At 73.3% G+C, this 20,685-nt stretch carries 24 protein-coding genes; 10 read left to right on the top strand and 14 right to left on the bottom strand.

Going from position 1 to position 20,685, the window contains the following annotated elements:
• Window positions 1-80 precede the first annotated feature (80 nt).
• Entirely contained in the window at window positions 81-497 is a 417-nt protein-coding gene (locus ACSMHG_RS12225; RefSeq protein WP_435745317.1) for a hypothetical protein, read from the bottom strand.
• A 286-nt stretch (window positions 498-783) separates the two neighbouring features.
• Between ACSMHG_RS12225 and ACSMHG_RS12230 the strand changes: the two genes are divergently transcribed.
• The 6 genes from ACSMHG_RS12230 to ACSMHG_RS12255 are packed head-to-tail and all read left to right on the top strand — an operon-like array spanning window position 784 to window position 8,915.
• Window positions 784-1,098: a DUF6916 family protein gene (locus ACSMHG_RS12230; RefSeq protein ID WP_435745319.1), complete on the top strand. Its 315-nt coding sequence runs from the start codon at window positions 784-786 to the stop codon at window positions 1,096-1,098.
• Window positions 1,095-1,538 (top strand): DUF6916 family protein, encoded by a 444-nt coding sequence (locus tag ACSMHG_RS12235; protein WP_435745322.1) that lies wholly within the window; start codon window positions 1,095-1,097, stop codon window positions 1,536-1,538. The genes ACSMHG_RS12230 and ACSMHG_RS12235 overlap by 4 nt, the downstream gene beginning before the upstream one ends.
• A complete protein-coding gene (locus tag ACSMHG_RS12240) occupies window positions 1,538-2,056 on the top strand; it encodes a phage tail protein (RefSeq protein ID WP_435745324.1) in 519 nt (172 codons plus the stop codon). The genes ACSMHG_RS12235 and ACSMHG_RS12240 overlap by 1 nt, the downstream gene beginning before the upstream one ends.
• A 9-nt stretch (window positions 2,057-2,065) precedes the next feature.
• Window positions 2,066-2,584, top strand: a complete 519-nt coding sequence (locus ACSMHG_RS12245; protein WP_435745326.1) for a phage tail protein — start codon at window positions 2,066-2,068, stop codon at window positions 2,582-2,584.
• Window positions 2,585-2,611: 27 nt separating this feature from the next.
• Window positions 2,612-3,109: a phage tail protein gene (locus ACSMHG_RS12250; RefSeq protein WP_435745328.1), complete on the top strand. Its 498-nt coding sequence runs from the start codon at window positions 2,612-2,614 to the stop codon at window positions 3,107-3,109.
• A gap of 10 nt (window positions 3,110-3,119) precedes the next feature.
• A complete protein-coding gene (locus ACSMHG_RS12255; protein WP_435745331.1) occupies window positions 3,120-8,915 on the top strand; it encodes an Ig-like domain-containing protein in 5,796 nt (1,931 codons plus the stop codon).
• A 96-nt stretch (window positions 8,916-9,011) separates the two neighbouring features.
• Here ACSMHG_RS12255 and ACSMHG_RS12260 read toward each other — a convergent pair whose 3' ends face one another.
• The 5 genes from ACSMHG_RS12260 to ACSMHG_RS12280 form a co-directional block, all read right to left on the bottom strand.
• Window positions 9,012-9,308, bottom strand: coding sequence for a DUF1416 domain-containing protein (locus ACSMHG_RS12260; protein ID WP_435745333.1), 297 nt, complete (start codon window positions 9,306-9,308; stop codon window positions 9,012-9,014).
• 80 nt (window positions 9,309-9,388) lie between these two features.
• Window positions 9,389-10,237, bottom strand: a complete 849-nt coding sequence (locus ACSMHG_RS12265) for a sulfurtransferase (protein WP_435745335.1) — start codon at window positions 10,235-10,237, stop codon at window positions 9,389-9,391.
• Between the two features lie 23 nt (window positions 10,238-10,260).
• Window positions 10,261-10,743 carry a DUF4395 domain-containing protein gene (locus tag ACSMHG_RS12270; RefSeq protein ID WP_435745337.1) on the bottom strand — a complete coding sequence of 161 codons (483 nt, stop codon included), beginning with the start codon at window positions 10,741-10,743 and terminating at the stop codon, window positions 10,261-10,263.
• A gap of 214 nt (window positions 10,744-10,957) precedes the next feature.
• Window positions 10,958-11,440, bottom strand: coding sequence for a thioredoxin family protein (locus ACSMHG_RS12275; RefSeq protein ID WP_435745339.1), 483 nt, complete (start codon window positions 11,438-11,440; stop codon window positions 10,958-10,960).
• A gap of 192 nt (window positions 11,441-11,632) precedes the next feature.
• Complete coding sequence (locus tag ACSMHG_RS12280; protein ID WP_435745342.1) at window positions 11,633-11,938, bottom strand: MoaD/ThiS family protein; 306 nt, start codon at window positions 11,936-11,938, stop codon at window positions 11,633-11,635.
• 82 nt (window positions 11,939-12,020) lie between these two features.
• Here ACSMHG_RS12280 and ACSMHG_RS12285 point away from each other — a divergent pair, with 82 nt between their 5' ends.
• Complete coding sequence (locus ACSMHG_RS12285; protein WP_435745344.1) at window positions 12,021-12,800, top strand: response regulator transcription factor; 780 nt, start codon at window positions 12,021-12,023, stop codon at window positions 12,798-12,800.
• 44 nt (window positions 12,801-12,844) lie between these two features.
• Window positions 12,845-13,648, top strand: a complete 804-nt coding sequence (mshD, locus tag ACSMHG_RS12290; RefSeq protein WP_435745346.1) for a mycothiol synthase — start codon at window positions 12,845-12,847, stop codon at window positions 13,646-13,648.
• Between the two features lie 158 nt (window positions 13,649-13,806).
• On the opposite strand, the gene ACSMHG_RS12295 is transcribed toward mshD, so the two are convergent.
• The 3 genes from ACSMHG_RS12295 to ACSMHG_RS12305 all read right to left on the bottom strand — a co-directional run bounded on the left by ACSMHG_RS12295 (window position 13,807) and on the right by ACSMHG_RS12305 (window position 15,568).
• The gene (locus tag ACSMHG_RS12295) at window positions 13,807-14,064 is read right to left on the bottom strand and encodes an STAS domain-containing protein (RefSeq protein ID WP_435745348.1); all 258 of its coding nucleotides are present in this window, start codon (window positions 14,062-14,064) and stop codon (window positions 13,807-13,809) included.
• A gap of 343 nt (window positions 14,065-14,407) precedes the next feature.
• Window positions 14,408-15,376, bottom strand: a complete 969-nt coding sequence (locus tag ACSMHG_RS12300; protein ID WP_435745351.1) for an acyltransferase family protein — start codon at window positions 15,374-15,376, stop codon at window positions 14,408-14,410.
• 42 nt (window positions 15,377-15,418) lie between these two features.
• Complete coding sequence (locus tag ACSMHG_RS12305; RefSeq protein ID WP_435745353.1) at window positions 15,419-15,568, bottom strand: hypothetical protein; 150 nt, start codon at window positions 15,566-15,568, stop codon at window positions 15,419-15,421.
• Window positions 15,569-15,869: 301 nt separating this feature from the next.
• Between ACSMHG_RS12305 and ACSMHG_RS12310 the strand changes: the two genes are divergently transcribed.
• Complete coding sequence (locus ACSMHG_RS12310) at window positions 15,870-16,043, top strand: hypothetical protein (protein ID WP_435745356.1); 174 nt, start codon at window positions 15,870-15,872, stop codon at window positions 16,041-16,043.
• A gap of 14 nt (window positions 16,044-16,057) precedes the next feature.
• Here the strand turns inward: ACSMHG_RS12310 and ACSMHG_RS12315 are convergent, their stop codons facing one another.
• The 5 genes from ACSMHG_RS12315 to ACSMHG_RS12335 all read right to left on the bottom strand — a co-directional run bounded on the left by ACSMHG_RS12315 (window position 16,058) and on the right by ACSMHG_RS12335 (window position 20,229).
• Window positions 16,058-17,116: a YihY/virulence factor BrkB family protein gene (locus tag ACSMHG_RS12315; protein ID WP_435745358.1), complete on the bottom strand. Its 1,059-nt coding sequence runs from the start codon at window positions 17,114-17,116 to the stop codon at window positions 16,058-16,060.
• A 203-nt stretch (window positions 17,117-17,319) separates the two neighbouring features.
• On the bottom strand, window positions 17,320-18,336 hold the full coding sequence (locus ACSMHG_RS12320) for a YihY/virulence factor BrkB family protein (protein WP_435745360.1): 1,017 nt from the start codon (window positions 18,334-18,336) through the stop codon (window positions 17,320-17,322).
• Window positions 18,337-18,381: 45 nt separating this feature from the next.
• Window positions 18,382-19,305 (bottom strand): CAF17-like 4Fe-4S cluster assembly/insertion protein YgfZ, encoded by a 924-nt coding sequence (gene ygfZ, locus ACSMHG_RS12325; protein WP_435745362.1) that lies wholly within the window; start codon window positions 19,303-19,305, stop codon window positions 18,382-18,384.
• Complete coding sequence (locus tag ACSMHG_RS12330) at window positions 19,302-19,724, bottom strand: Fur family transcriptional regulator (RefSeq protein ID WP_435745364.1); 423 nt, start codon at window positions 19,722-19,724, stop codon at window positions 19,302-19,304. The genes ygfZ and ACSMHG_RS12330 overlap by 4 nt, the downstream gene beginning before the upstream one ends.
• 10 nt (window positions 19,725-19,734) lie before the next feature.
• Window positions 19,735-20,229, bottom strand: coding sequence for a heme-binding beta-barrel domain-containing protein (locus ACSMHG_RS12335; RefSeq protein ID WP_435745366.1), 495 nt, complete (start codon window positions 20,227-20,229; stop codon window positions 19,735-19,737).
• A gap of 69 nt (window positions 20,230-20,298) precedes the next feature.
• Here ACSMHG_RS12335 and ACSMHG_RS12340 point away from each other — a divergent pair, with 69 nt between their 5' ends.
• Complete coding sequence (locus tag ACSMHG_RS12340; protein ID WP_435745367.1) at window positions 20,299-20,661, top strand: DsrE family protein; 363 nt, start codon at window positions 20,299-20,301, stop codon at window positions 20,659-20,661.
• Window positions 20,662-20,685: the final 24 nt, after the last annotated feature.

Raw genomic sequence — 20,685 nt, forward strand, 5'->3', positions numbered from 1 at the left:
CACGAAACTCCTGGCGGAAGATGGTCCGGACATGCGACCGGCCGGCACCCGAAGGTACCGGCCGGCTGGTGGAGCTCAGATCACTTGATCGTGATCCGGTAGGTCTCCTTGCTGCGCTTGAACGGGGTGCCCGGCTCGGGGATGAAGACGACGATGACCTTGTACTCGCCGGCGCGGGTGAAGCGCGGGCCGATGTACTTCTTCGGGCCGTCGTAGTCCTTGCGCTTGATGACCTCGAACTTGCTACCGACGTGGCGGTAGATGATCTTCACGCGGCCGGTGGGCTCGACGCCCTCGACCGGAGCGGTGATCCGGACCTTGATCTTCGGCTTGTTGCCACGCTTGATCGAGCCGGGCGCACGACCCTTGTTGTCGGTCGACTCGCAGGTGCCCTGGTAGCCACGGTTGCAGTCAGCGCTGGCCGGCGCGGTCGACACGCCGATCAGACCCGCCGACATCATGGTGGCCGTCGCGAGGCCAGCGATGATCTTCTTCATGCTGTCGAATCTCCCATGCTGGCCCCGGGGGAGGCCATGTCGTCAAGGTGGTTGGAGCGACGGTATCCCATTTCCTGGGGCAGCCCACACTTGTTGACGCCTATTTTTCCCGCGCGCGCTCGTGGCGACTGACAGGACTCGCTGCGCGGGAACCCTAGGACTTCTCTCAAGACTTCTCTCAGGTTCGCCGGAAAGCCCGCCGGCGGCCAGCGCCGGCTGCCAGACTCCCGCCGGGTTGCGGCGACAGAGGATCGCTGCGCCGCACGCATGACGGGAGGCCACAGGGGTGCTCGAGCACGAGTCGAACACCCTCGACGACCACCGATCGATGATCGGGCGGGACGTCGAGGTGCTGACCGCGGACGGCAGGACGGTCACGACCCTGCGCGTCGACGCGGTGCATGACCGAGGCGACGACGGGAGCGGACACCGCACGCACGCCGTCGAGCTCTCCGCGCCGGCCGAGCCGGCGCTGGGCCAGGACACCTATGCGGTGCGTTGGCCGGGCGGCCAGGAGGGTTGGCTCTTCGTCGTGCCGACCGGCCAGCACGGTGGCCGCCTCACCTTCGAGGCCGTCTTCAGCCAGGCCGTGAGCACATGACCGGCCTGCCGGGCATCGGCCTGAGCCGCCGGCGGCTGCTCGTCGGCGCGGGGGTTGCCGTCGCTGCCGGGGCGGTCGGGCCGACGGCGCTGCGACTCACCGACGACGACCGGCTGTCCGAGGTCGTCCCGACCCGCAGCCTGCTCGCCGTCCACCTCGACCAGGCGTTCACCACCCGTCACGACGACCGGGAGGTCACCTTGGTGCTCCGCGAGCTCACCGACCTCTCCCCCGACTCCGACGCCTCACGGGCTGAGACCGACTTCCATGCCCGGTTCGAGGCCGCCGGCGACCTGCCGCAGGGCACCTACACCCTCGAGCGGGACGGCTACGGCCGCAGCGACGTCTTCCTCGTCGCCGGCGCTCGGAGCACCGAAGGCGGGCGCACCCGCACCAGCCTCGGCGGCACCTTCGCCGGAGCACCCGGAGGGACGCGGTAATGCCGTACGTCGGGGAGATCCGGATGTTCGCCGGCAACTTCGCGCCAGCCGGGTGGGCCTTCTGCGACGGCCGGCTGCTGCCGATCAGCGAGAACGAGACGCTCTACCAGCTCATCGGCACCACCTACGGCGGTGACGGGCAGGAGACATTCGCCCTGCCCGACCTCCGGGGCCGCGCGCCGGTCCACCAGGGACAAGGGCCCGGGCTGTCGTCCTACCGCATCCCGGGTGAGCACTACGGCGTCGAGCAGGTGACCCTCACGCTGCCGCAGGTCCCGCGGCACGACCACCCCCTGCTCGCCGGCGGCGAGCCCACCAGCCCGTCGCCCGTCGGCGCCGCCCCGGCCCGCCCGGCCGGCGGCGCGGCGTACGTCGACGGGCCAGCCACGCCGGGGCAGACGCTGCATCCCCAGACCCTCCGACCCGAAGGCGGCGACCAGCCGCACGAGAACATGATGCCGACCCTCACGGTGTCGTTCATCATCTCGCTCTTCGGCATCTTCCCCTCCCAGACCTGAGAGCCCACCGTGAACTCCGACTACTTCCTCGGCGAGATCGCCGTGTGCGCGTTCAACTTCGCTCCCAAGGGCTGGGCCTTCTGCGAGGGCCAAGTGATGCCGATCAGCCAGAACACCGCGCTCTTCGCCCTGCTGGGTGTCACCTACGGGGGCGACGGGAAGACCACGTTCGCGCTGCCGGACCTCCGCGGTCGGACCGTGATGGGCCACGGGCAGGGTCCCGGGCTCAGCGACCGGTGGCTCGGTGAGCAGGCCGGCGTCGACAGCGTGACCCTGCTGCCCCACGAGATCCCGCGGCACAGCCACACCGTGCAGGTCTCGACCGAGGCCGCCACGTCGGGCGACCCGGCCGGGCGGCTCCTCGCGGTGCGGGAGACCCGCACCTTCCGCGCCGTCGCGCCCGACGCCTCGCTCGCGCCCGCGTCGCTCGGGACCGCCGGCGGGTCGCTCCCCCACGAGAACCGCCAGCCCTACCTGGCGCTCTCCTTCGTCATCGCCCTCCAGGGCGTCTTCCCGCCCCGCGGCTGACGCCGCGCCTCGACACACGGAGCCTTCGTGGAGCCCTACCTCGGATCGCTGATGCTGACCGCGTTCACCTTCCCGCCCAAGGGGTGGGCGCTGTGCAACGGCCAGTTCCTGCCGATCAACCAGAACCAGGCGCTCTTCGCGCTCCTCGGCACCACCTACGGCGGCGACGGGCAGACGACGTTCGCGCTGCCCGACCTGCGGGGCCGGGTGCCGGTCAGCGCCAGCTCGAGCGTCGGAGTCTCCCTCGGGGAGCGCGCCGGCGCGGAGGCCGTCACCGTCTCGCAGCAGCAGATGCCGAGCCACCGCCACGGCGTGGGCGCCACCGGGCGACGCGCCCTGAGCGGCGACCCCGCGAGCGCGACGTTCGCGCCCGGCGAGCTGGCCTGGGCCGGCGCCCCGAGCACCGCGCTGGCGCCCACGTCCGTCACCAACGCCGGCGGCAGCCAGCCGCACACCAACCTGCAGCCCTCGATCGTCCTCTCGTGGGTCATCGCCCTCCAGGGCATCTTCCCCAGCCAGAACTGAACGGACGCCGATGCCCGCCACCGCCGCCACCCCCGCGCTCTCCACCTCGATCGTCGGCGTCACGCCGGGCCGACGCCGCGCGGCCGGGCTCGCCGGCCTCGTGATCACCGGGCTCCTGACCACCCTGCCGGTCGCGCCGCCCGCGGCCGCCGGACCGGTCGGCGCGGCCGAGGGCCCGCTGAGCCAGGCCGCAACGGTCACCGGCCCGACCGGCGTCGCCTCGAACGGCACCGACCGGCACCTCGTCGTCTGGTCCGAGCCCGTCCCGGTCGACGCCGGTGGCACCCGGTGGGAGATCCGCAGCCGTCTCGTCGACGCCGACGGCACCGCCGTGTCGCCCGCCGACCCGCCGCGGATCGTGGCCGCCTTCGGCGCCGACGGGGACGGGACCCAGGACGCACTCGACGCCGCAGTCACGTGGGACCCCCGCGGGAGCCGCTACCTCGTCGCCTACGCCGCCGACACCCACCCCGACGTCGCCGACCCCGCCAACCCCGTGGACCTGACCGCCACCGAGATCTTCGTGCAGGCGGTCGCCGCCGACGGCACGCTCGACGGCGCGCGCGTCCAGGTCTCCGAGACCTGCGCCGACCCGGACGACACCGGCTGCGACGCCCGCCGTCCCGACCTCAGCGTCGACCCGACGAGCGGCGAGGTCACCGTGGTCTGGGAGGCCAACGGCGACGCCACCCCCGAGCAGCGCAGTCGCACCGACGTGCGCGCGCGCACCCTCGGCGCCGACCTGAGCGCCCTCGGAGCCCCGGTGCTGCTCAGCGGCGGTGAGACCGCCGGGCTGGGCCTGGATCCCGCGGTGGCCGAGGGCCCCGGCGGCGCGGCTCTCGTCACGTGGAGCAGCCTGACCACCGGCGGCACGCTGCAGCCGGTGGCGGCCCTGGTGCGCCCCGACGGCGCGGGGCCGACCCGGACGCTGGCCGCCGGCGGCGACGCCGAGCACCTCGACGTGGTCGCCGACGCCCACGGCTGGCTGGTGGTCTGGGCACAGAGCGGCGAGGTCCGCTGGCTGCGGCTCGGCTCCACCGGCGCGACCGCCGCCGGGCCCGCCGCCCTCCCCCTCGGCGGCACAGCCGTCACGCCTCGGCTCTCCCGGGCCGTCGACCTGGACGACTGGACCCTCGCCTGGGTCGACACCGCCACGGCCGGCGCCCCGACCGTCAAGGCCACCCGCTTCGAGCAGTCCGGGAGCGCGGCCCCCGCCCGTCTGGTCACGCACCCGGTCAGCGCGCTCCGCACCGGCGCCGCGTCGCCGACCCGACCCGCGGTCGCCCACGCCGGGCTCACGCCGTACGTCGTGTGGTCCGGCGAGGGCTCCACCCTCGCGCCCGGCGAGAGCGAGGCCTTCGGCCGGGTGCTCGGCCCCGACGTCGACCTGCGCGCCACCGTCGACGGAATCCCCGACCGGGTGGTCTCCGGGTCTCCCGGGGAGTACCCCAGCGACCAGCTCCGCGCCCTGGTCACCGTCACCAACGACGTCGCCGCCCGGGACACTTCCCTCGGCGCGACCGTCGACGTCGAGCTCCCCGCCGGCTTCGTGCTCGACAGCGACCCGGTGCAGGACGTCACCGGACCCGTCGCCGAGCCCGGCGCAGTGTCGGGCGGAACGCTGCAGCTGACCGTCGGCGCGCTCGCCCCCGGCGCGGAGGCCGCCTTCACCGTGGTGGGGCGGCCCGCCGAGGATCTCGTCGCGGGCACCGTGCAGCGCGTGCGGGCCACCGTCCAGCCCACCGGCGGGCCCACCGAGGTGGCGCCCGGCGACAACACCGGCGAGGACACCGCGACCGTCGTCGCGCCGCCCCGGGTCGCGTCCAGCACGCCCGACCCGGCCGGCCCGGCCGGCGCCGGCGACGCGACCTTCCTGCTGACCTTCACCGAGCCGGTCACCGGGCTGGACCTCGCCGACCTGTTCCTCACCACCACCGGCACCGCGAGCGGCACGCTGGCCTCCCTCGGGACGGTCGACCAGAAGACCTTCACGGTCTCCGTCAGCGGCGTCGGCGGCAACGGCACCCTCCGCCTCGACCTGCCCGCCGGGAGCGGCGTGCGCGCGGTCGACGACGGCACTCCCGTGCCGCCGGCCCTGGGATGGACCTCGGGTCAGTCGCTCACCGTCGACACCACCGCGCCGTCCGTGACCCTGGACGGCCCGACCGGTCCGGTCGCCGGGTCGTTCGACGTCACGCTGACCTTCTCCGAGCCCGTCACCGGCCTCACCACCGACGACCTCGTGACCGACAACGCCACCGTCACGTCGGTGACCGGCAGCGGGACCTCCTGGACCGCCACCCTCGCCCCAACCGCCGACGGCACCGTCACCGTCGACCTCCCCGCCGGCACCGTGACCGACACCGCCGGCAACACCAACACCGCCTCCTCCACGCTGACCCGAACCGCCGACACCACCCGCCCCACCGTCACGCTGAGCGCGCCCGCCGGCCCGCACCGTGCCGCGTTCGAGGTCTCGATCAAGGCCGACGAGCCGATCACCGGCCTCGCCCTCGCCGACCTCGTCATCGACAACGGCACCGCCAGCGACCTCACCGGCAGCGGAACCGACTGGACCGTCACCGTCACCCCGGCCGCCGACGGCACCGTCACCGTCAACCTCCCCGCCGGAGCCCTGACCGACGTCGCCGGCAACACCAACGACGCCTCCGCGACCCTGACCCGCGCCGTCGACCTCACCCGGCCCACCGTCGACCTCTCCGCCCCGGCCGGGTTCGTGCGCGGCGCCTTCGACGTCACGCTGACCTTCTCCGAGCCCGTCACCGGGCTCACCGCCGCAGACCTGGCGGTCGACAACGCCACCGTGGCATCGGTGAGCGGCACCGGAGCGACCTGGACCGCGACGTTGACCCCGACCGCCGACGGCACCGTCACCGTCGACCTACCCGCCGGCACCGTGACCGACGCCGCCGGCAACGCCAACCACGCGTCGGCGGCCCTCAGCCGGGCCGTCGACCTCACCCGGCCCACCGTCGTCCTCACCGCCCCCGCTGGCCCGCGCAACGGGGGCTTCGGGGTCGGCCTCAGCTTCTCCGAGCCCGTCACCGGGCTCACCGCCACAGACCTGACGGTCGACAACGGCATCGTCCTGGCGGTGAGCGGCTACGAGAGGTCCTGGACCGCCGCGGTCATCCCGACCGCCGAGGGCCAGCTCACCGTGGACCTGCCCGCCGGGGCCGTGACCGATGTCGCCGGCAACACCAACCTCGCCTCCGCGACCCTGACCCGGACGGTCGACCTCACCGGACCCACGGTCGAGCTCACCGCCCCCGTCGGCCCGGTCAACGGACCGTTCGAGGTCTCGATCGACGCCCACGAGCCGATCACCGGCCTCACCCTCGCCGACCTCGTCGTCGGCAACGGCACAGCCGGCGACCTCACCGGCAGCGGCACCTCGTGGACCGCCTCGATCACCCCGACCGCCGACGGAACCGTGACCGTCGACCTTCCCGCCGGGGCCGTGGCCGACGCCGCCGGCAACAGCAACGAGGCCGGCTCGCAGCTGCTCCGCACGGCCGACCTCACCCGGCCCACCGTCGACCTCGACGCCCCCGCCGGCCCCCACCACGGGCCCTTCGACGTCACGCTCACCTTCTCCGAGCCCGTCACCGGGCTGGCCGTCGACGAGCTCTCCATCGGCAACGGCACCGCCAGCGACCTGACCGGCAGCGGGACGCGCTGGACCGCCGTGGTCACGCCGACCGCGGACGGTGCCGTCACCGTCGACCTGCTCACCGGGGCGGTGACCGACGCCGCCGGCAACACCAACCCCGCCTCCACGACCCTGACCCGCACCGCCGACCTCACCCGGCCCACCGTCGACCTCGACGCCCCCGCCGGCCCCCACCACGGGCCCTTCGACGTCACGCTCACCTTCTCCGAGCCCGTCACCGGCCTCGGCCTCGACGACCTCGAGGTCACCGGCGCGACCGTCTCCGACCTGGCCGGCACCGGCACCACCCACACCGTTCGTGTCACTCCCAGCGCCGAGGGCGACGTCACCCTCCGCGTCACGGCCGGCGCGGCCACCGACACCGCCGGCAACACCAGCGTCGCCTCTGCGCCCCTCACCCGGACCGTCGACCGGACCGCACCGTCGGTCACGCTGACCCAGGGCGGCACGGGCCCGGGCACCGCCGACCGGGCGACGATCGTCGCCACGTTCTCCGAGCCGGTCGTCGGCCTGCGCGCCGACGGCGTGGAGGTCACCGGAGGCACCGTCCTCACGGTCACCGGCAGCGGCACCCGCTGGGAGATCGGCGTCGCCCTGCCCGGCGGCAGCACCACGGTCCGCCTACCCGCGGCCGCCGCTCGCGACCTCGCCGGCAACGCCTCCACGGCCTCCGCGCCGATCACCTTGACGCGCGACACGGCGTCCCCCACGGGAGCACTGAGCTCCACGACCCCGGAGGCCACGAACGCCTCCCCGATCCTCGTCACCCTCCGCTTCGACGAGCCGGTCACCGGGCTGCGGGCCGCGTCGTTCGCGGTGCAGGGCGCGACGGTCGCCGCACTGCGCGGCGGCGGAGCGGCGTACGAGCTCGACGTGGTCCCGACCGGCGACGGCGAGGTGCGGGTCTCCCTGCCGGCCGGGTCGGTCGTCGACGGGGCCGGCAACGGCAACCTCGAGATCGGTCCGCTGGTGCGCTCCTTCGAGAGCACCGGCCCGACGACCACCATCGAGGTCGGAGCCGCCGTGACCCGGGCCCCCGAGATCGAGCTCACCGTGCGCTTCTCCAAGCCTGTCGAGCCACCCGCGCCGGCCGAGCTGGAGGCGTCCCTCGCGGCGGCCCTGGCCGGCGCCGAGCTGGTCGGCTCCCAGGTGGTCGACGCGCAGACGATGATCGTGTCGGTCCTCGCCACCGGTCCCGGCGAGGTCGTGCTCGACCTGCCCGCGGGCCTGGCGCTGACCGGGCACGGCAACCCGAGCAGCCCCGCCCGAGCCGTCGTCACCCACGACCCCGTCGCACCGACCGCGACGCTCAGGCCGGCCACCGGCAAGGGGTCACCCACCAGCGACCCCGAGGTCGCCTTCACCCTCCGGGCCGACGAGCCCATCTCCGACCTCGCCGCCGACGACGTGTCGGTGCGTGGCGCCACCCGCGCCGGCCGGGTCCGGGTGGAGCGCCTCTCACCGGCGGCCTTCCGCCTGACGGTGACCGGCATGCGCAAGGACGGCAAGCTCTGGCTGCGCGTCGCCCCCGGCGCCGTCACCGACGCGGCCGGGAACCCGCTCGGCGCGCTGGCCTCGGCGGCCGTCGAGTGGCGGGCACCGCTGGTGCCGACCCTCACCGTCGACACCGCAGGCGCGCGCTGCCTCACCAGCGACGCCGTGGCGATCCCCCTGCGGCTCGCGGGGCCCCGTGACGCCGACCTGCTCGTGCGGACAGGCACCCGTCGTACCGGGAGCCCGGTGAGCGCGACCGTGCGCGGCAGCGGGACGCAGCGCACGCTCGTGATCCGGCCCGCCGACACGGGGCGGACCAAGCTGGTCCTGGTGCTCCAGTCATCCGGCGGGCGGGACCGGGCCGCGCTGACCGTGGTGGTCGGCACGCCGGGCGACGACCGGCTCCGCGGCACGTCGGGCCCCGACGTCCTCATCGGACGCGACGGCGACGACAAGCTCACCGGACGGGGCGGTCGCGACGTCCTCTGCGGCGGCGGCGGCGCCGACACCCTGCTCGGTGGCGGTGGTGCGGATCTCCTCGACCCCGGCCACGGCGCCGACACCGTGCGCGGGGGCCGCGGCGCCGACACGCTGGCGCCGCGGCCCGGCAGCCACTAGGTCGACCGAGGTCGTACGGACATGACACCGGCCGGCACCCGAAGGTGCCGGCCGGTGGCTGGGGTCAGGTGACGCTGGGGCGCCGGACCGTCGTGCTCAGAGGACGACGACGACCTCGGCGACCGAACCGACGGAAGCGATGACCTTCTTGTCGGTCGGCTCCGCCTTCGGCGCGAGCGTCCGCAGCGTCCACTCGCCGTCGCCGGCGAAGAACCGGAAGTGGCCGGTGGCCGAGGTGGGGACCTCGGCGGTGAACTCCCCCGACTTGTCGAGCAGCCGGACGTAGGCGTTGCCGACCGGCTCGCCGCCGCGCAGCACCTGGCCCTGGATCACGGCCTCCTTGGCGACGTTCACGCCGTCGAGCGAGAGCCCGCCCTCAGTTGCACCGCACATGTGACACCTTCTTCTGGGTTGGTCGGGTCGTGGTTCCGAGACGGCGCTGGCGCGCCTCCTCAACCACCGAGTGGGTCGGTTCAGGCCTCGCCGGGCTCGTCGCCGAGCGCCACCGGGACGCCGACGAGGGAGCCGTACTCGGTCCAGGAGCCGTCGTAGTTCTTGACGCTCTCGTGGCCGAGCAGCTCCTTGAGGACGAACCAGGTCAGCGAGGAGCGCTCACCGATGCGGCACAGCGCGATGGTCTCCTTGGAGTCGTCGATGCCGACCTCGGCGTAGAGGGCCTTGAGCTCCTCGTCGGACTTGAAGGTGCCGTCGTCGTTGCAGTTCTTGCTCCACGGCACGTTCAGCGACGTGGGGATGTGGCCGGCGCGCTGGGCCTGCTCCTGCGGGAGGTGGGCCGGGGCGAGGAGGCGACCGGCGTACTCGTCGGGGCTGCGCACGTCGATCAGGTTCTTCACGCCGATCGCGTCGACCGTCTCGTCGCGGAACGCGCGGATCGAGAGGTCGGGGTCCTGCGCGGTGTAGGTGGTCGCCTCGCGGTTCGGGACCTCGTCGGTCAGCTCGCGGGAGTCGAGCTCCCACTTCTTGCGGCCGCCGTCCATGAGCTTGACGTCGGAGTGGCCGTAGAGCTTGAAGTACCAGTAGGCGTAGGCCGCGAACCAGTTGTTGTTGCCGCCGTAGAGGACGACCGTGTCGTCGTTGGAGACGCCGCGCTCGGAGAGCAGGGCGGAGAACCGGTCGCGGTTGACGAAGTCACGGCGGACCTGGTCCTGCAGGTCGGTCGTCCAGTCGAGCTTGATCGCGCCACGGATGTGGCCCTTGTCGTAGGACGTCGTGTCCTCGTCGACCTCGATGACGACGACCTTGTCGTCGTCGAGGTGGTCCTCGACCCACTGGGTCGAGACGAGCGAGTTCTCGCGGCTCATAGTGGTGCTCCTTGCTTCGGGGTTCAGGGTCGGGTGAGGCGGATGATCAGGAGGTAGAGCTCGCAGCCCAGGCAGAAGCCGAAGGCGGCGTTGAGGAGGGCGGCGGCCAACGCGGCCGCCGTGGCGACCAGCCCCAGGACGGGGGCGCCCGCCAGGAAGCCGGCGAGCGCCACCACCGCGAAGACGAGGCCGACGAGCTGGGCGAAGCGCGGCGGCGCGGCGTCCTCGGTCTCCGCCGGCGGGCCGAGGCGGGGCCGCACCAGCACCCGGAAGAGCAGCGCGTACGGCGTGCGCTGCACCCCCAGCACGACCGCGGCCGCGAAGAGCGCCGCCTGGGCCGCGAGCAGACCGGTCGCCAGCGCACTCGGCCCGGTCAGCAGCACCACCGCGAGCAGGACGCTCGTCAGGGCGGCGGCGAACCGCTGGCCGCGCGGGTCGACGCGATCACCCGAGGCGACGGGGGCAGCCGTGTCCGCGCGCGAGGCGGAGGGCGAGGTGGCGGACATGGTGCTCCTGGAGAGGACGACGTGGGCGGGCCGAGGCGCGGACGTCGGGCAGGGAGCGAGGACGTCCGTCAGCAGGACCGACACAGCGCTGAGCGCACGCGGCAGTGGTCCACTGCGCGGCGCTTGGTCAGCACGGTCGTCAACATGGTCGCCACAGTAGGGGCGACCGAGGCGGCCACCGAACCGGCGTACCAGTATTCGAGATCGATGTCCGTCATGTGGGATCGCCGTCCGCGGGGAGGGCGCTCAGCACCTGCTCCTTGCGCGGCGCACCGGCAGCGCGGGTGATCTCGCGGCCGACCGCGTCCAGCACCACCGTGGTCGGGGTCCGCACCACGCCGAGGTCGCGCACCAGCTGCAGGTGCGCCTCGGCGTCGACCTCGACGTGCGCGACGCCCGGGACGGCGGCGGCGACATCGGCGAGCACCCGGCGGGTGGCGCGGCACGGCGCACAGAACGCCGAGGAGAACTGCACCAGGGTGGCCCGCTCCCCGAGTGCGGTGGCGACGCCGGCCCCGACGAGCGCGTCGGCCACCGTGGGCTCCGGGGTGTCTGCTCCGTCGCCGGGCTGCGATGCGTCCTGCTGGACGTCACGCGGAGCGTTGCTGCGAAACCGCCCGTCCGTCGTCGCCCGCCAGCCGCCGAGGCAGAGCACGGCCGCCACGGTGACGAGGAGGAGGGCGGCGCCGGTGGTCATGGTGCGCTCAACGCCCGGGTGGGCGGGGGCATTCCGGAGACGTGGTCTCGACAGGCTCGACCACCGACCGATGCGTGGTCTCGACAGGCTCGACCACCGACCGATGCGTGGTCTCGACAGGCTCGACCACCGACCGATGCGTGGTCTCGACAGGCTCGACCACCGATGGAGGCTCGACCACCGATGGGTCGCTCAGCCGCCGGCGAAGGGCGGCAGGAACTCCACGTGCGAGCCCGGCTCGACGGTGACGTCGTCGGGATCCTCCGACGCGGTCGGGCGGTCCCCCACCAACGTGGAGCAGGTGCGCAGCACGTCGGGGAGACGACCGGCCTCGGGATGCAGCGCGAGGACCCGGTCGCGGACCTCGGCGAGGGTCAGCGCGGCCTCGACGGGCAGCACGTCCTCCGCCGTACCGGCCGCGGCCTTGGCCGCCGCCCAGTACCGGACGCGAATGACCTGCGTCTCATTTCGATTGGATCGTTCCACTGTTCCCGCCACGTTTCGTTATCCTGCCCGTTACGCCAAGACCGAGGCCCAGCGTTGCGTCCCGGTTCCCGTCCCGCAACGGGGGGAGACCACTGTGAGCACACTGCTGCTGCTGACGAGCGCCCTGCAGGCCTCGGCCGACGTCCTGCCGGGCCTGGCCCTGCTCGGCCACCAGGTACGCGTCCTGCCCGCCGAGGGCAGCGCGCTGCTCGAGGCGCCCGACGCCGACCTGCTGCTGGTCGACGGCCGCCGCGAGCTCGTGCAGGCCCGCGACCTGTGCCGGCTGATCCGCACCACCGGCAGCGATGTACCGGTGCTGCTCATCGCCACCGAGGGCGGCCTCGCCGTCGTCAGCCACGACTGGGGCATGGACGACGTCGTCCTGCACACCTGCGGGCCGGCGGAGCTCGAGGCCCGGATCAAGCTGGCCATCGGCCGCCTCGGAGCCCAGCGCGACGCCGCCGACCCCGAGGCCCACGTCATCCGCTCCGGCGAGGTCGTCGTCGACGACGCGTCGTACACCGCGAAGATCGGCGGCCGCACGCTGGACCTGACCTTCAAGGAGTTCGAGCTCCTCAAGTTCCTCGCCCAGCACCCCGGCCGGGTCTTCAGCCGCCAACAGCTGCTGCAGGAGGTGTGGGGCTACGACTACTTCGGTGGCACCCGCACCGTCGACGTCCACGTCCGCCGGCTGCGCGCGAAGCTCGGGCCCGAGAAGGAAACCCTCATCGGGACGGTCCGCAACGTCGGCTACCGGTTCGTCCTCCCGGCCAAGGAGAAGGCGGCCGCCGACGACGCCCGCGCCGTCACGGAGGGCGCGGACGCGGACGCGGACGAGCAGGCGCAGCCCGACCGGCAGGAGCAGGACGCCTGAACCGCGACGCCTCCCCCGACCCGCACGGACCCGACCTGGCCACCGTGCGCCGGATCGCCGACGCCGCCGAGGCCGCCGACGGTGCCGCGCCGCTCGACGAGGCGACGTGGCTCGCGCTGCGCCACCGGCCGGAGACGGTGGACTCGTGGCTGCGCGGGGACGGCTTCGCGCTGCGGATCGGCTCCGAGCTGAGCATCGTGGTCCACCCAGACGCCCGCGGCCGCGGTCTCGGCAGCGGCCTGGCCGCCGACGCCGTGCCGGCCTCCGGGCCGCTCGACGCCTGGTCGCACGGCGACCACCCGGCCGCCCGCCGCCTGGCGGAGCGTCACGGGCTGGAGCGCAGCCGCGAGCTGTGGGTGATGCGACGGCCGACCGCCCTGCCCCTGACCGAGCTCACGAGCCCCCAGGGCGTCACCATCCGCGGCTACCGGCCGAGCGATGCCGCGGAGGTGGTCCGCGTCAACGCCGAGGCCTTCGCCGCCCACCCCGAGCAGGGCGCCATGGACGAGGCGAACCTCGCCGAGCGGATGGCCGAGCCGTGGTTCGACCCCGCCGGACTGCTCGTCGCCGACGACGGCACCGGTCGGCTGCTCGGCTTCCACTGGACCAAGCAGCACTCCCCCGACCTGGGCGAGGTCTACGTCGTCGGCATCGACCCCGCCGCGCAGGGCCGTGGCCTCGGCAAGGCACTGACCCTCGCCGGCCTCCACCACCTCGCCCGGCAGGGCGTCGAGGAGGTGCTGCTCTACGTGGAGTCCGACAACCACCCGGCCGTCGCCGTGTACGGCGGGCTGGGGTTCACCCACGCCGGCCGGGACACCCACGTGCAGTACCGGCGTCGGGGCTGACCCTCGTTTCGGCGGCGCCTGGTGGTCTCGACAGGCTCGACCACCGAACGGGCTCGTGGTCTCGACAGGCTCGACCACCGAACGGGCTCGTGGTCTCGACAGGCTCGACCACCGAACGGGCTCGTGGTCTCGACAGGCTCGACCACCGAGAGGGCTCGTCAGCGGCGACCGATCCGCCAGATCGGCAGGTCCACCCGGCACGGCACGCCGGCCCTCGCGGCGTGACGTCGACACCACGCCACCCCACCGAGCCCGGCAGTGTCGGCGAACAGCACCCCGCGCAGGTCGATGAAGACCGACTCGACAGGCTCCGCCGCCTCGAGGACGTGCGACGAGAACGCGTCGCGAAGCGCACCAGCGAGCTCCTCGTCGAGCTCACCCACGACCGTGACCGTGACGGAGGCACCCTCCAGCACGGTCGAAACCTTCGACTGCAGGGCTTGCCTCCCGAGCGCTGGCCCCCTACGACAAGGTGTCACCATAACCGTGGGGCCAGTCGCGCCCTAACTTCGCACCGCCGCCCGGGCGGCGCGACCGGCTCAGCGGTGGAAGCCGGGGGCGTGCGGGCACGCCGATCCGTGCCTGCGCCGACAACGGACCTTGCGGCGCCAACGCCTGAACGCATGATTCATCGGGCACCCTTCCCCGAGGGCTTCGACCGACTCCGCCTGAGCCGACCGGCGTCGACCGTAGGGCGATGGTAAAGGCGTGGCAAGGAGCCCTCTCACCTGACTGGACCGGCGCGCCCACGGACCGAGATCACCGCCGCACAGGCACCCGGGCCGGCGACCACGCGAAGGCCCATCGTGCCGCGACGGAGCCCTGCTGTGCCCTGACCAGCAACCAGCCGGCGCCCACGCCGACGCCCGCCAGCAGGAGCGGGGTGAACACCCCGGACACGCCCACCTCCCGGAGACCGACTGCCGCCACCAGCATCGGGATGAAGTGGGCCAGGTAGTAGACCATCGAGCTCCGGCCCACCGCCGCCGCTCGCGCGCCGGCCCAGGTCGACTCCGTCCGGCGCACCGCCTGCGCGGCCACGAGGATCCCCGCGAACGCCGGCAGCGCCCAGAGCGCCTGGTACCGCACGTCCTGCCCCTGCGCGGCCAGCCAGCCCGCCGGCGCGGCCACAGCCGCGGCGGCCCAGACCACCGGCGCCGACGCCGTGCGGCGCCAGACCTCGGGCCGGCGTACCAGGAGGTCGCCGAGGAAGAAGAAGGCGAACAGGAAGAAGAACCGCCGGACGTGCTCGACGTCCTGGCCCAGGTACGCCGCGCCGAGCCCGGCCGCGATCAGCGCCGTCCGCGGGGCCCGGCGGCAGACGAGGCCGGCGACGTAGAAGACGAAGATGTGCAGCAGGTACCAGGTGTAGGCGTCCTGCACGACGACCGGCCGGGCCGCCGACCACCAGTCCGCCTCGCCACTCATGGCGTCCAGCGCGAGGAACGCCGCCACGAGGGCGAGCGACCACACCACGTACGGCCAGGCGATCCGGTGGAGCTTCCCCGCCAGGTACGCCGCGGGGCCCTTGGCCAGCGACCGGGCCAGCAGCATCCCCGACAGGAGCGTCAGGGCCGCCATCCGGAACGGGCTGAGCGCGGACGTCGCCGCGACCAGCCAGCTGGGGCCGCCGGTGAGGTCGACCGCCAGCAGTGCCGCGTGGTAGGCGACCACCGCGAGGACGGCGTAGCCCCGCAGTGCGTCCATCCACGCCATCCGGTCGGCCATCGCGGGCAGCCTAGCCACGCCCGCGCAGCGGCGCTCAGGCGCTCACCCGGCCTCTCGGTCCTCACGGGCGGCGCGCTGCTCGCGCGTCTCCGCCTGCTGGCCCGCGCGGAACGCGCGACCCACTGCTATGGCAATCGGAATCGACAGCAGCACCCACCCCAATGCCACTGCCGCTATCACGGCGGTGGTCATGGTTTTTCCTTTCCGCAACCCCGGCTGGCGTAAACCATCCGTTCGAACGGACTCTTAGGACGATCGGGGAGCGACTCGCGCACGGGTGAGGCCGACCGCGGGCCGATCCTGGCCCCCTTGGTCGGCACCGCGAAGTAGCCCGTGCGGGTGAGGCGGTGCCCGTCCGGACATGATCTCGCTGACGCTAGACCAGACCTGCGTCACACCGGCGTTTTGCCCGCGCCACGACGCTGGGCGCGCGACCATGGTTGCCGTCCGGCGGCTTGGCCGCACCATCCGACTCTTGGGGGAGAGCCGACCTGTGACCACGATGATGACTCAGAGACCACGCCCCGCCAGGGGACTCCGCCAGTGGTGGCACGACCTCGAGCACGACGCGCGGCAGCGCGTCGTCGAGCGCACCACCCACGCGACCATCGCCCTCTTCGGCGTCGGCTCCCTCGTGCTCTGCCTGGTCGCGCTCCGCACGATCTGAGCGCGCCGGCCGGGTCACCTGCGGCTGTCGGACCCCTCGCCCTGGGGCTCGCCGTGGGACTCGCGGATCTCGCGGCCCTTCGCGACGTCCTCCGCGTGCTGCTTGTCCTGCTTCTTGATGTTGCGGTCGTCGCGCGGCGGCAGCTGCAGCTCGTCCTCGGCCGGCATGCCCGCCTGCAGCTCCCGGCCGCGCTCCAGCTCGGAGTCGAGCTCGGCGCCGAAGAGCAGCGCGAGGTTCGTCAGCCACAACCACAGCAGGAAGACGATGACACCGGCCAGGGAGCCGTAGGTCCTGTCGTAGGAGGAAAAGTTGGCGACGTAGAAGCCGAACGCCACCGACGCCAGGACCCACACCAGGATCGCGATGAGCGCGCCGACCGAGATCCACTTGAACTTCGGCTGCTTGATGTTCGGCGTGACGTAGTAGAGCAGCGCCACGATGACGACGACCAGCGCCAGCAGGACGGGCCACTTCGCGTACTGGAAGACCGTGACCACCGTGGAGCCGAGCCCGATCCGCTGACCGATCTCCTCGGCCAGCGGCCCGGAGACCACGAGGCCGACGAGGACGACCGCGACCATCGCGACCAGCACGAGGGTCAGCAGCATCATGATCGGGCGCAGCTTCCAGAACGGGCGGCCCTCACGGATCTCGTAGATCCGGTTCATCGCCCGGCCGAACGCGCCGACGTACCCGCTCGCCGACCACAGTGCCGCCGCGAGACCGAGGATCAGCGCGAGGCCGGCGGCCTGCGAGCTGGCGAGCTGCTCCAGCGGCGGCCCCAACGTGTCGGCGACCGAGCCGGCGCCGATCTGCTCCATGATGTCGAGGATCGTGGTGACCGTCGCCTGCGGGTTCGACACCAGGCCGACCAGCGACATCAGCGCGATGAGCGCCGGGAAGAGCGCCAGCACCGCGTAGTACGTCAGCGCCGCAGCGTTGTCGGTGCACTGGTCCTTGGAGAACTCCCGCACCGTCTTGCGCAGGACGTAGAACCAGGAGCGCTTGGTCAGGTCGTCCGGGGAGTCGGGCTTGGACTCGTGGTCGGGCGCGACCTGGCTGTGGCGGGACATGGGGAACCGGTTGCCGCAGGTGGGAGCGGCAAACGTCTGGGTGGTCTCGACAGGCTCGACCACCGAGCGAAGGCGGCTCGACCACCGACGGCTCGTGGTCTCGACAGGCTCGACCACCGGTCGGCTCGTGGTCTCGACAAGCTCGACCACCGACGGCAGGCGGCTCGACCACCGACGGCAGGCGGCTCGACCACCGACGGCGGTCAGGGGCGGCCGCCGGTCTCGCGGATCTCGCGCCCACGGCGGACGTCCTCGGCCTCCTTCTCCCGCGACTTCTCCAGCCCCCGGGTGTCGCGCAGCGGCAGCTGCAGCTGCTTCTCGGCCGGGATGCCCGCCTGGAGCTGACGACCGCGCTCGACCTCGGAGGCGACCTCCGCGCCGAACAGCAGCGCCAGGTTGGTCAGCCACAGCCAGAGCACGAAGACCACCACGCTCGCGAGCGAGCCGTAGACCTCGTCGTACCGGGCGAACTCGGTGACGTAGAAGCCGAACGCCGCCGTGACCGCCACCCCCGCGAGCAGCGCGACCAGGGCGCCGACCGAGAGCCAGTGCAGCTTCGGCTGCTTGATGTTCGGGGTGACGTAGTAGAGCAGCGCGACGACGAGGACCGCGACGACCAGCATCACCGGCCACTTGGCCACGTTGTAGGTGGCGATGGTGCTCTCGGCCAGACCGAGCTGCTCACCGACGGCCCGCGCCGCCGGCCCGGAGAGCACGAGACCGATGAGCAGCACCGCCACGAGGACCAGCAGGCACACGGTCACGAGGAGCATCAGCGCCCGGCGCCTGAGGAACGGCCGCCCCTCGCGGACCTCGTAGATGCGGTTCATGGCGCGGGCGAACGCGCCGACGTACCCCGAGGCCGTCCACAGCGCCGCCGCGAGACCCAGCGCGAACGTCAGCCCGGCACCGGGCCTCCCGCTGAGCTCGCGCAGCGTCGGCTCGAGGGTCTTCGCCACCGGACCACCGCCCAGGTCGCGGAGGATCGCCAGCACGGCGTCGACCGTCTCGGTCCCCTGGCCGACCAGCCCCACCAGCGACAGCAGCACGACCGCGGCAGGGAAGAGCGAGAGGACCGCCCAGTACGTCAGGGCGGCCGCCACGTCGAGGCACTGGTCGTCGATGAACTCCCGGACCGTCTTGCGCACCGCGTACCGCCAGGTGTGCCGGGTCAGGTCGATCGGCAGGTTCGGCTTCGACGGGTGCGAGAACAGACGCATGCCGGACCGGTCACCGTGGGCGGGCGCGGCAAACGCCCGGGCGCGTCAGCGCAGCGGGCGCACGTGCAGCCCGACCTCCGGGTCGACCACGACCTCCTGCGCCGCGGCGACGCCGTCGACCAGCAGCTCGGCGTCGAGCGCGACGTTCCGCTTCAGCAGCGCCAGCGCGATCGGGCCCAGCTCGTGGTGGCGGGCCGAGGTGCCCACCGTGCCGACCACCTTCTCGTCCAAGGTGGCCTCGGCACCGACCGCGGGGAGCCGGTTCTCGCTGCCGTCGAGGTGCAGCAGCGTCAGCCGGCGGGGCGGCCGGCCCAGGGTGTGCACCCGTGCGACGGTCTCCTGCCCGCGGTAGCAGCCCTTGTCGAGGTGGACGGCCGGGCCGATCCAGCCGACCTCGTTCGGGATCGTGCGGTGGTCGGTGTCGAGGCCGAAGCGCGGCTCCCCACGGGCGATCCGGAGCGCCTCGAACGCCCACAGCCCGCACGCCGGGCCGGCCGCGTCGGCGTACGGCGCCAGCTGGTCGCGCGGGACCAGGTCGACCTTGCCGGGGCGCCACATGACGGCCAGGTCCGGCACCTCGGCGACCTCCACGCGGGTCATGAACTTCATCCGCTCCAGCCACTCCACCAGCGCCGCGCCGCGGCCGGGCTCGGTGTGGGCGGTGAAGGCCGAGCCGTCGTCGTACCCCTCGAAGGCGTGCTCGACGTGGCCCTGCGGGCTGAGGATCAGCGCCTGCGTCCACTGCTGGGCCGGCAGGTCCAGGAAGTACTGCGTCGTCAGGGAGTGCAGCCAGGTCAGCCGCTCCGGACCCTCGATCCGGACCACGTCGCGGTGGGAGAGGTCCACGAACCCCTCCCCCGACTCCAGCGTGCGCTGCTCGCCGTTGAACGAGCCGTAGTGGGCGGCGACCGGGGCGTCGACGCCGTCGCCGGCGACCGCTCCGGGGAGGTCGAGCAGGGGGCTGGTCATGGGGTGGTCTCCTTGCAGTCGGTGCAGTGGCCGAACACCGTCAGGTGGCCGACGTCGGCGATGAAGCCGTCGGCCGCCAGCCGGTCGGTGAGCGGGGTGAGCACATCGGGGTCAACCGAGACGACCGTGTGGCAATTCCGGCAGACCAGGTGGAAGTGCTCGTGACCGGTGACCGAGTGGTACGTCGGCGCCCGGTCGCTCAGGTGGGCGTGGCGGACCAGGCCGAGCTCCTCGAGCACCTCGAGCGTCCGGTAGACCGTCGAGACGTTGACCGACTCCGAGGACTCCCGCACCTTCGCCAGCACCTCGTCGGGAGTCGCGTGCCCGAGCTCGTCGACCGCCCGCAGGACCAGTTCGCGCTGCGGGGTCAGCCGGTAGCCGCTCTCCCGGAGCTTCGCGCGCCAGTCCTGCTCGGGCATGCCAGCGCCCTCAGGCCCGCTGCAGGCGCGCCCACAGGTGCGGCTGCAGCGACTGGCCCGCCGCGGCCATGTCGTAGGCGTAGAGCAGGTCGCCCTCGACGTTGCCGTACAGCCGGTGGCCGGCGGTGACCTCCTTGGCCGACTCCGTCCGCGCGATCGCGTCGGTGGCCAGCTCGAGCTTGCCGTCGCCGGCCTGCCCGTACCAGACCTCAGCGAAGCCGGTGTTGTGCGTGAGCACCAGCTCCACCCTGCCCTCGGGCCGGCAGCGCAGGAAGCCGGTCTCCTGCGCGCCCTGCCGCAGCGTGTTGCCCTCGTCGTCGATCACCCAGGAGCGGGCGAAGTAGTGGAGGAAGGGGCGGCCGTCCTGCTGGAAGACCAGCTCCTGGCCGTACTGGTACGGCTCGATCGTCGGGTAGTCGCCGCGGCCGTTGCCGCGCCAGGTGCCGAGCATCCAGGCGACCGGGCCGCAGTCGGGGTGGAGGTTCTCCGGGATCTGGAAAGGCACCTGGCGAGTCTAGGCGGTGGGTGCCGGCTGCAGGAGTCCCGCGCGTCCCGGGCGCTTAGAGTCAGCCGCATGACCCGCCCACTCGTCGTCAAGGTCACCTGCGGCGCGGAGGACGCCGAGCGCTGCAACCAGGCGTTCACGGTCGCCGCCGCCGCCGTCGCCTCCGGGGCGGAGGTGTCCCTGTGGCTGACCGGCGAGGCCGCCTGGTACGGCGTGCCCGGGCGCGCCGAGGAGTTCTCCCTGCCCCTCGCCACCCCGCTGGCCGACCTGCTCGCGGCCGTGACCGCCGGCGGGACCGTGACCGTGTGCAGCCAGTGCGCGGCCCGGCGCTCGATCACCGAGGACGACCTGCGCCCCGGCGTCCGCATCGCCGGCGCCGCGTCGTTCGCCGAGGAGGTCCTGCGGCCGGAGGTGCAGGCGCTCGTCTACTGAGCCCGCGGGGCGTGCCTCCGGCGG

It is taken from the genome of Nocardioides ureilyticus (assembly GCF_051280745.1).
Taxonomy (GTDB): domain Bacteria; phylum Actinomycetota; class Actinomycetes; order Propionibacteriales; family Nocardioidaceae; genus Nocardioides.

Coding starts and splice junctions, on each gene's coding strand:
- ACSMHG_RS12275 (WP_435745339.1), bottom strand. CDS start 11,440: ATGACCACCGGCGCCGCCCTCCTCCTCGTCACCGTGGCGGCCGTGCTC.
- ACSMHG_RS12240 (WP_435745324.1), top strand. CDS start 1,538: ATGCCGTACGTCGGGGAGATCCGGATGTTCGCCGGCAACTTCGCGCCA.
- ACSMHG_RS12340 (WP_435745367.1), top strand. CDS start 20,299: ATGACCCGCCCACTCGTCGTCAAGGTCACCTGCGGCGCGGAGGACGCC.
- ygfZ (WP_435745362.1), bottom strand. CDS start 19,305: ATGACCAGCCCCCTGCTCGACCTCCCCGGAGCGGTCGCCGGCGACGGC.
- ACSMHG_RS12235 (WP_435745322.1), top strand. CDS start 1,095: ATGACCGGCCTGCCGGGCATCGGCCTGAGCCGCCGGCGGCTGCTCGTC.
- ACSMHG_RS12300 (WP_435745351.1), bottom strand. CDS start 15,376: ATGGCCGACCGGATGGCGTGGATGGACGCACTGCGGGGCTACGCCGTC.
- ACSMHG_RS12265 (WP_435745335.1), bottom strand. CDS start 10,237: ATGAGCCGCGAGAACTCGCTCGTCTCGACCCAGTGGGTCGAGGACCAC.
- ACSMHG_RS12270 (WP_435745337.1), bottom strand. CDS start 10,743: ATGTCCGCCACCTCGCCCTCCGCCTCGCGCGCGGACACGGCTGCCCCC.
- ACSMHG_RS12260 (WP_435745333.1), bottom strand. CDS start 9,308: ATGTGCGGTGCAACTGAGGGCGGGCTCTCGCTCGACGGCGTGAACGTC.
- ACSMHG_RS12315 (WP_435745358.1), bottom strand. CDS start 17,116: ATGTCCCGCCACAGCCAGGTCGCGCCCGACCACGAGTCCAAGCCCGAC.
- ACSMHG_RS12330 (WP_435745364.1), bottom strand. CDS start 19,724: ATGCCCGAGCAGGACTGGCGCGCGAAGCTCCGGGAGAGCGGCTACCGG.
- ACSMHG_RS12255 (WP_435745331.1), top strand. CDS start 3,120: ATGCCCGCCACCGCCGCCACCCCCGCGCTCTCCACCTCGATCGTCGGC.
- ACSMHG_RS12320 (WP_435745360.1), bottom strand. CDS start 18,336: ATGCGTCTGTTCTCGCACCCGTCGAAGCCGAACCTGCCGATCGACCTG.
- ACSMHG_RS12225 (WP_435745317.1), bottom strand. CDS start 497: ATGAAGAAGATCATCGCTGGCCTCGCGACGGCCACCATGATGTCGGCG.
- ACSMHG_RS12305 (WP_435745353.1), bottom strand. CDS start 15,568: ATGACCACCGCCGTGATAGCGGCAGTGGCATTGGGGTGGGTGCTGCTG.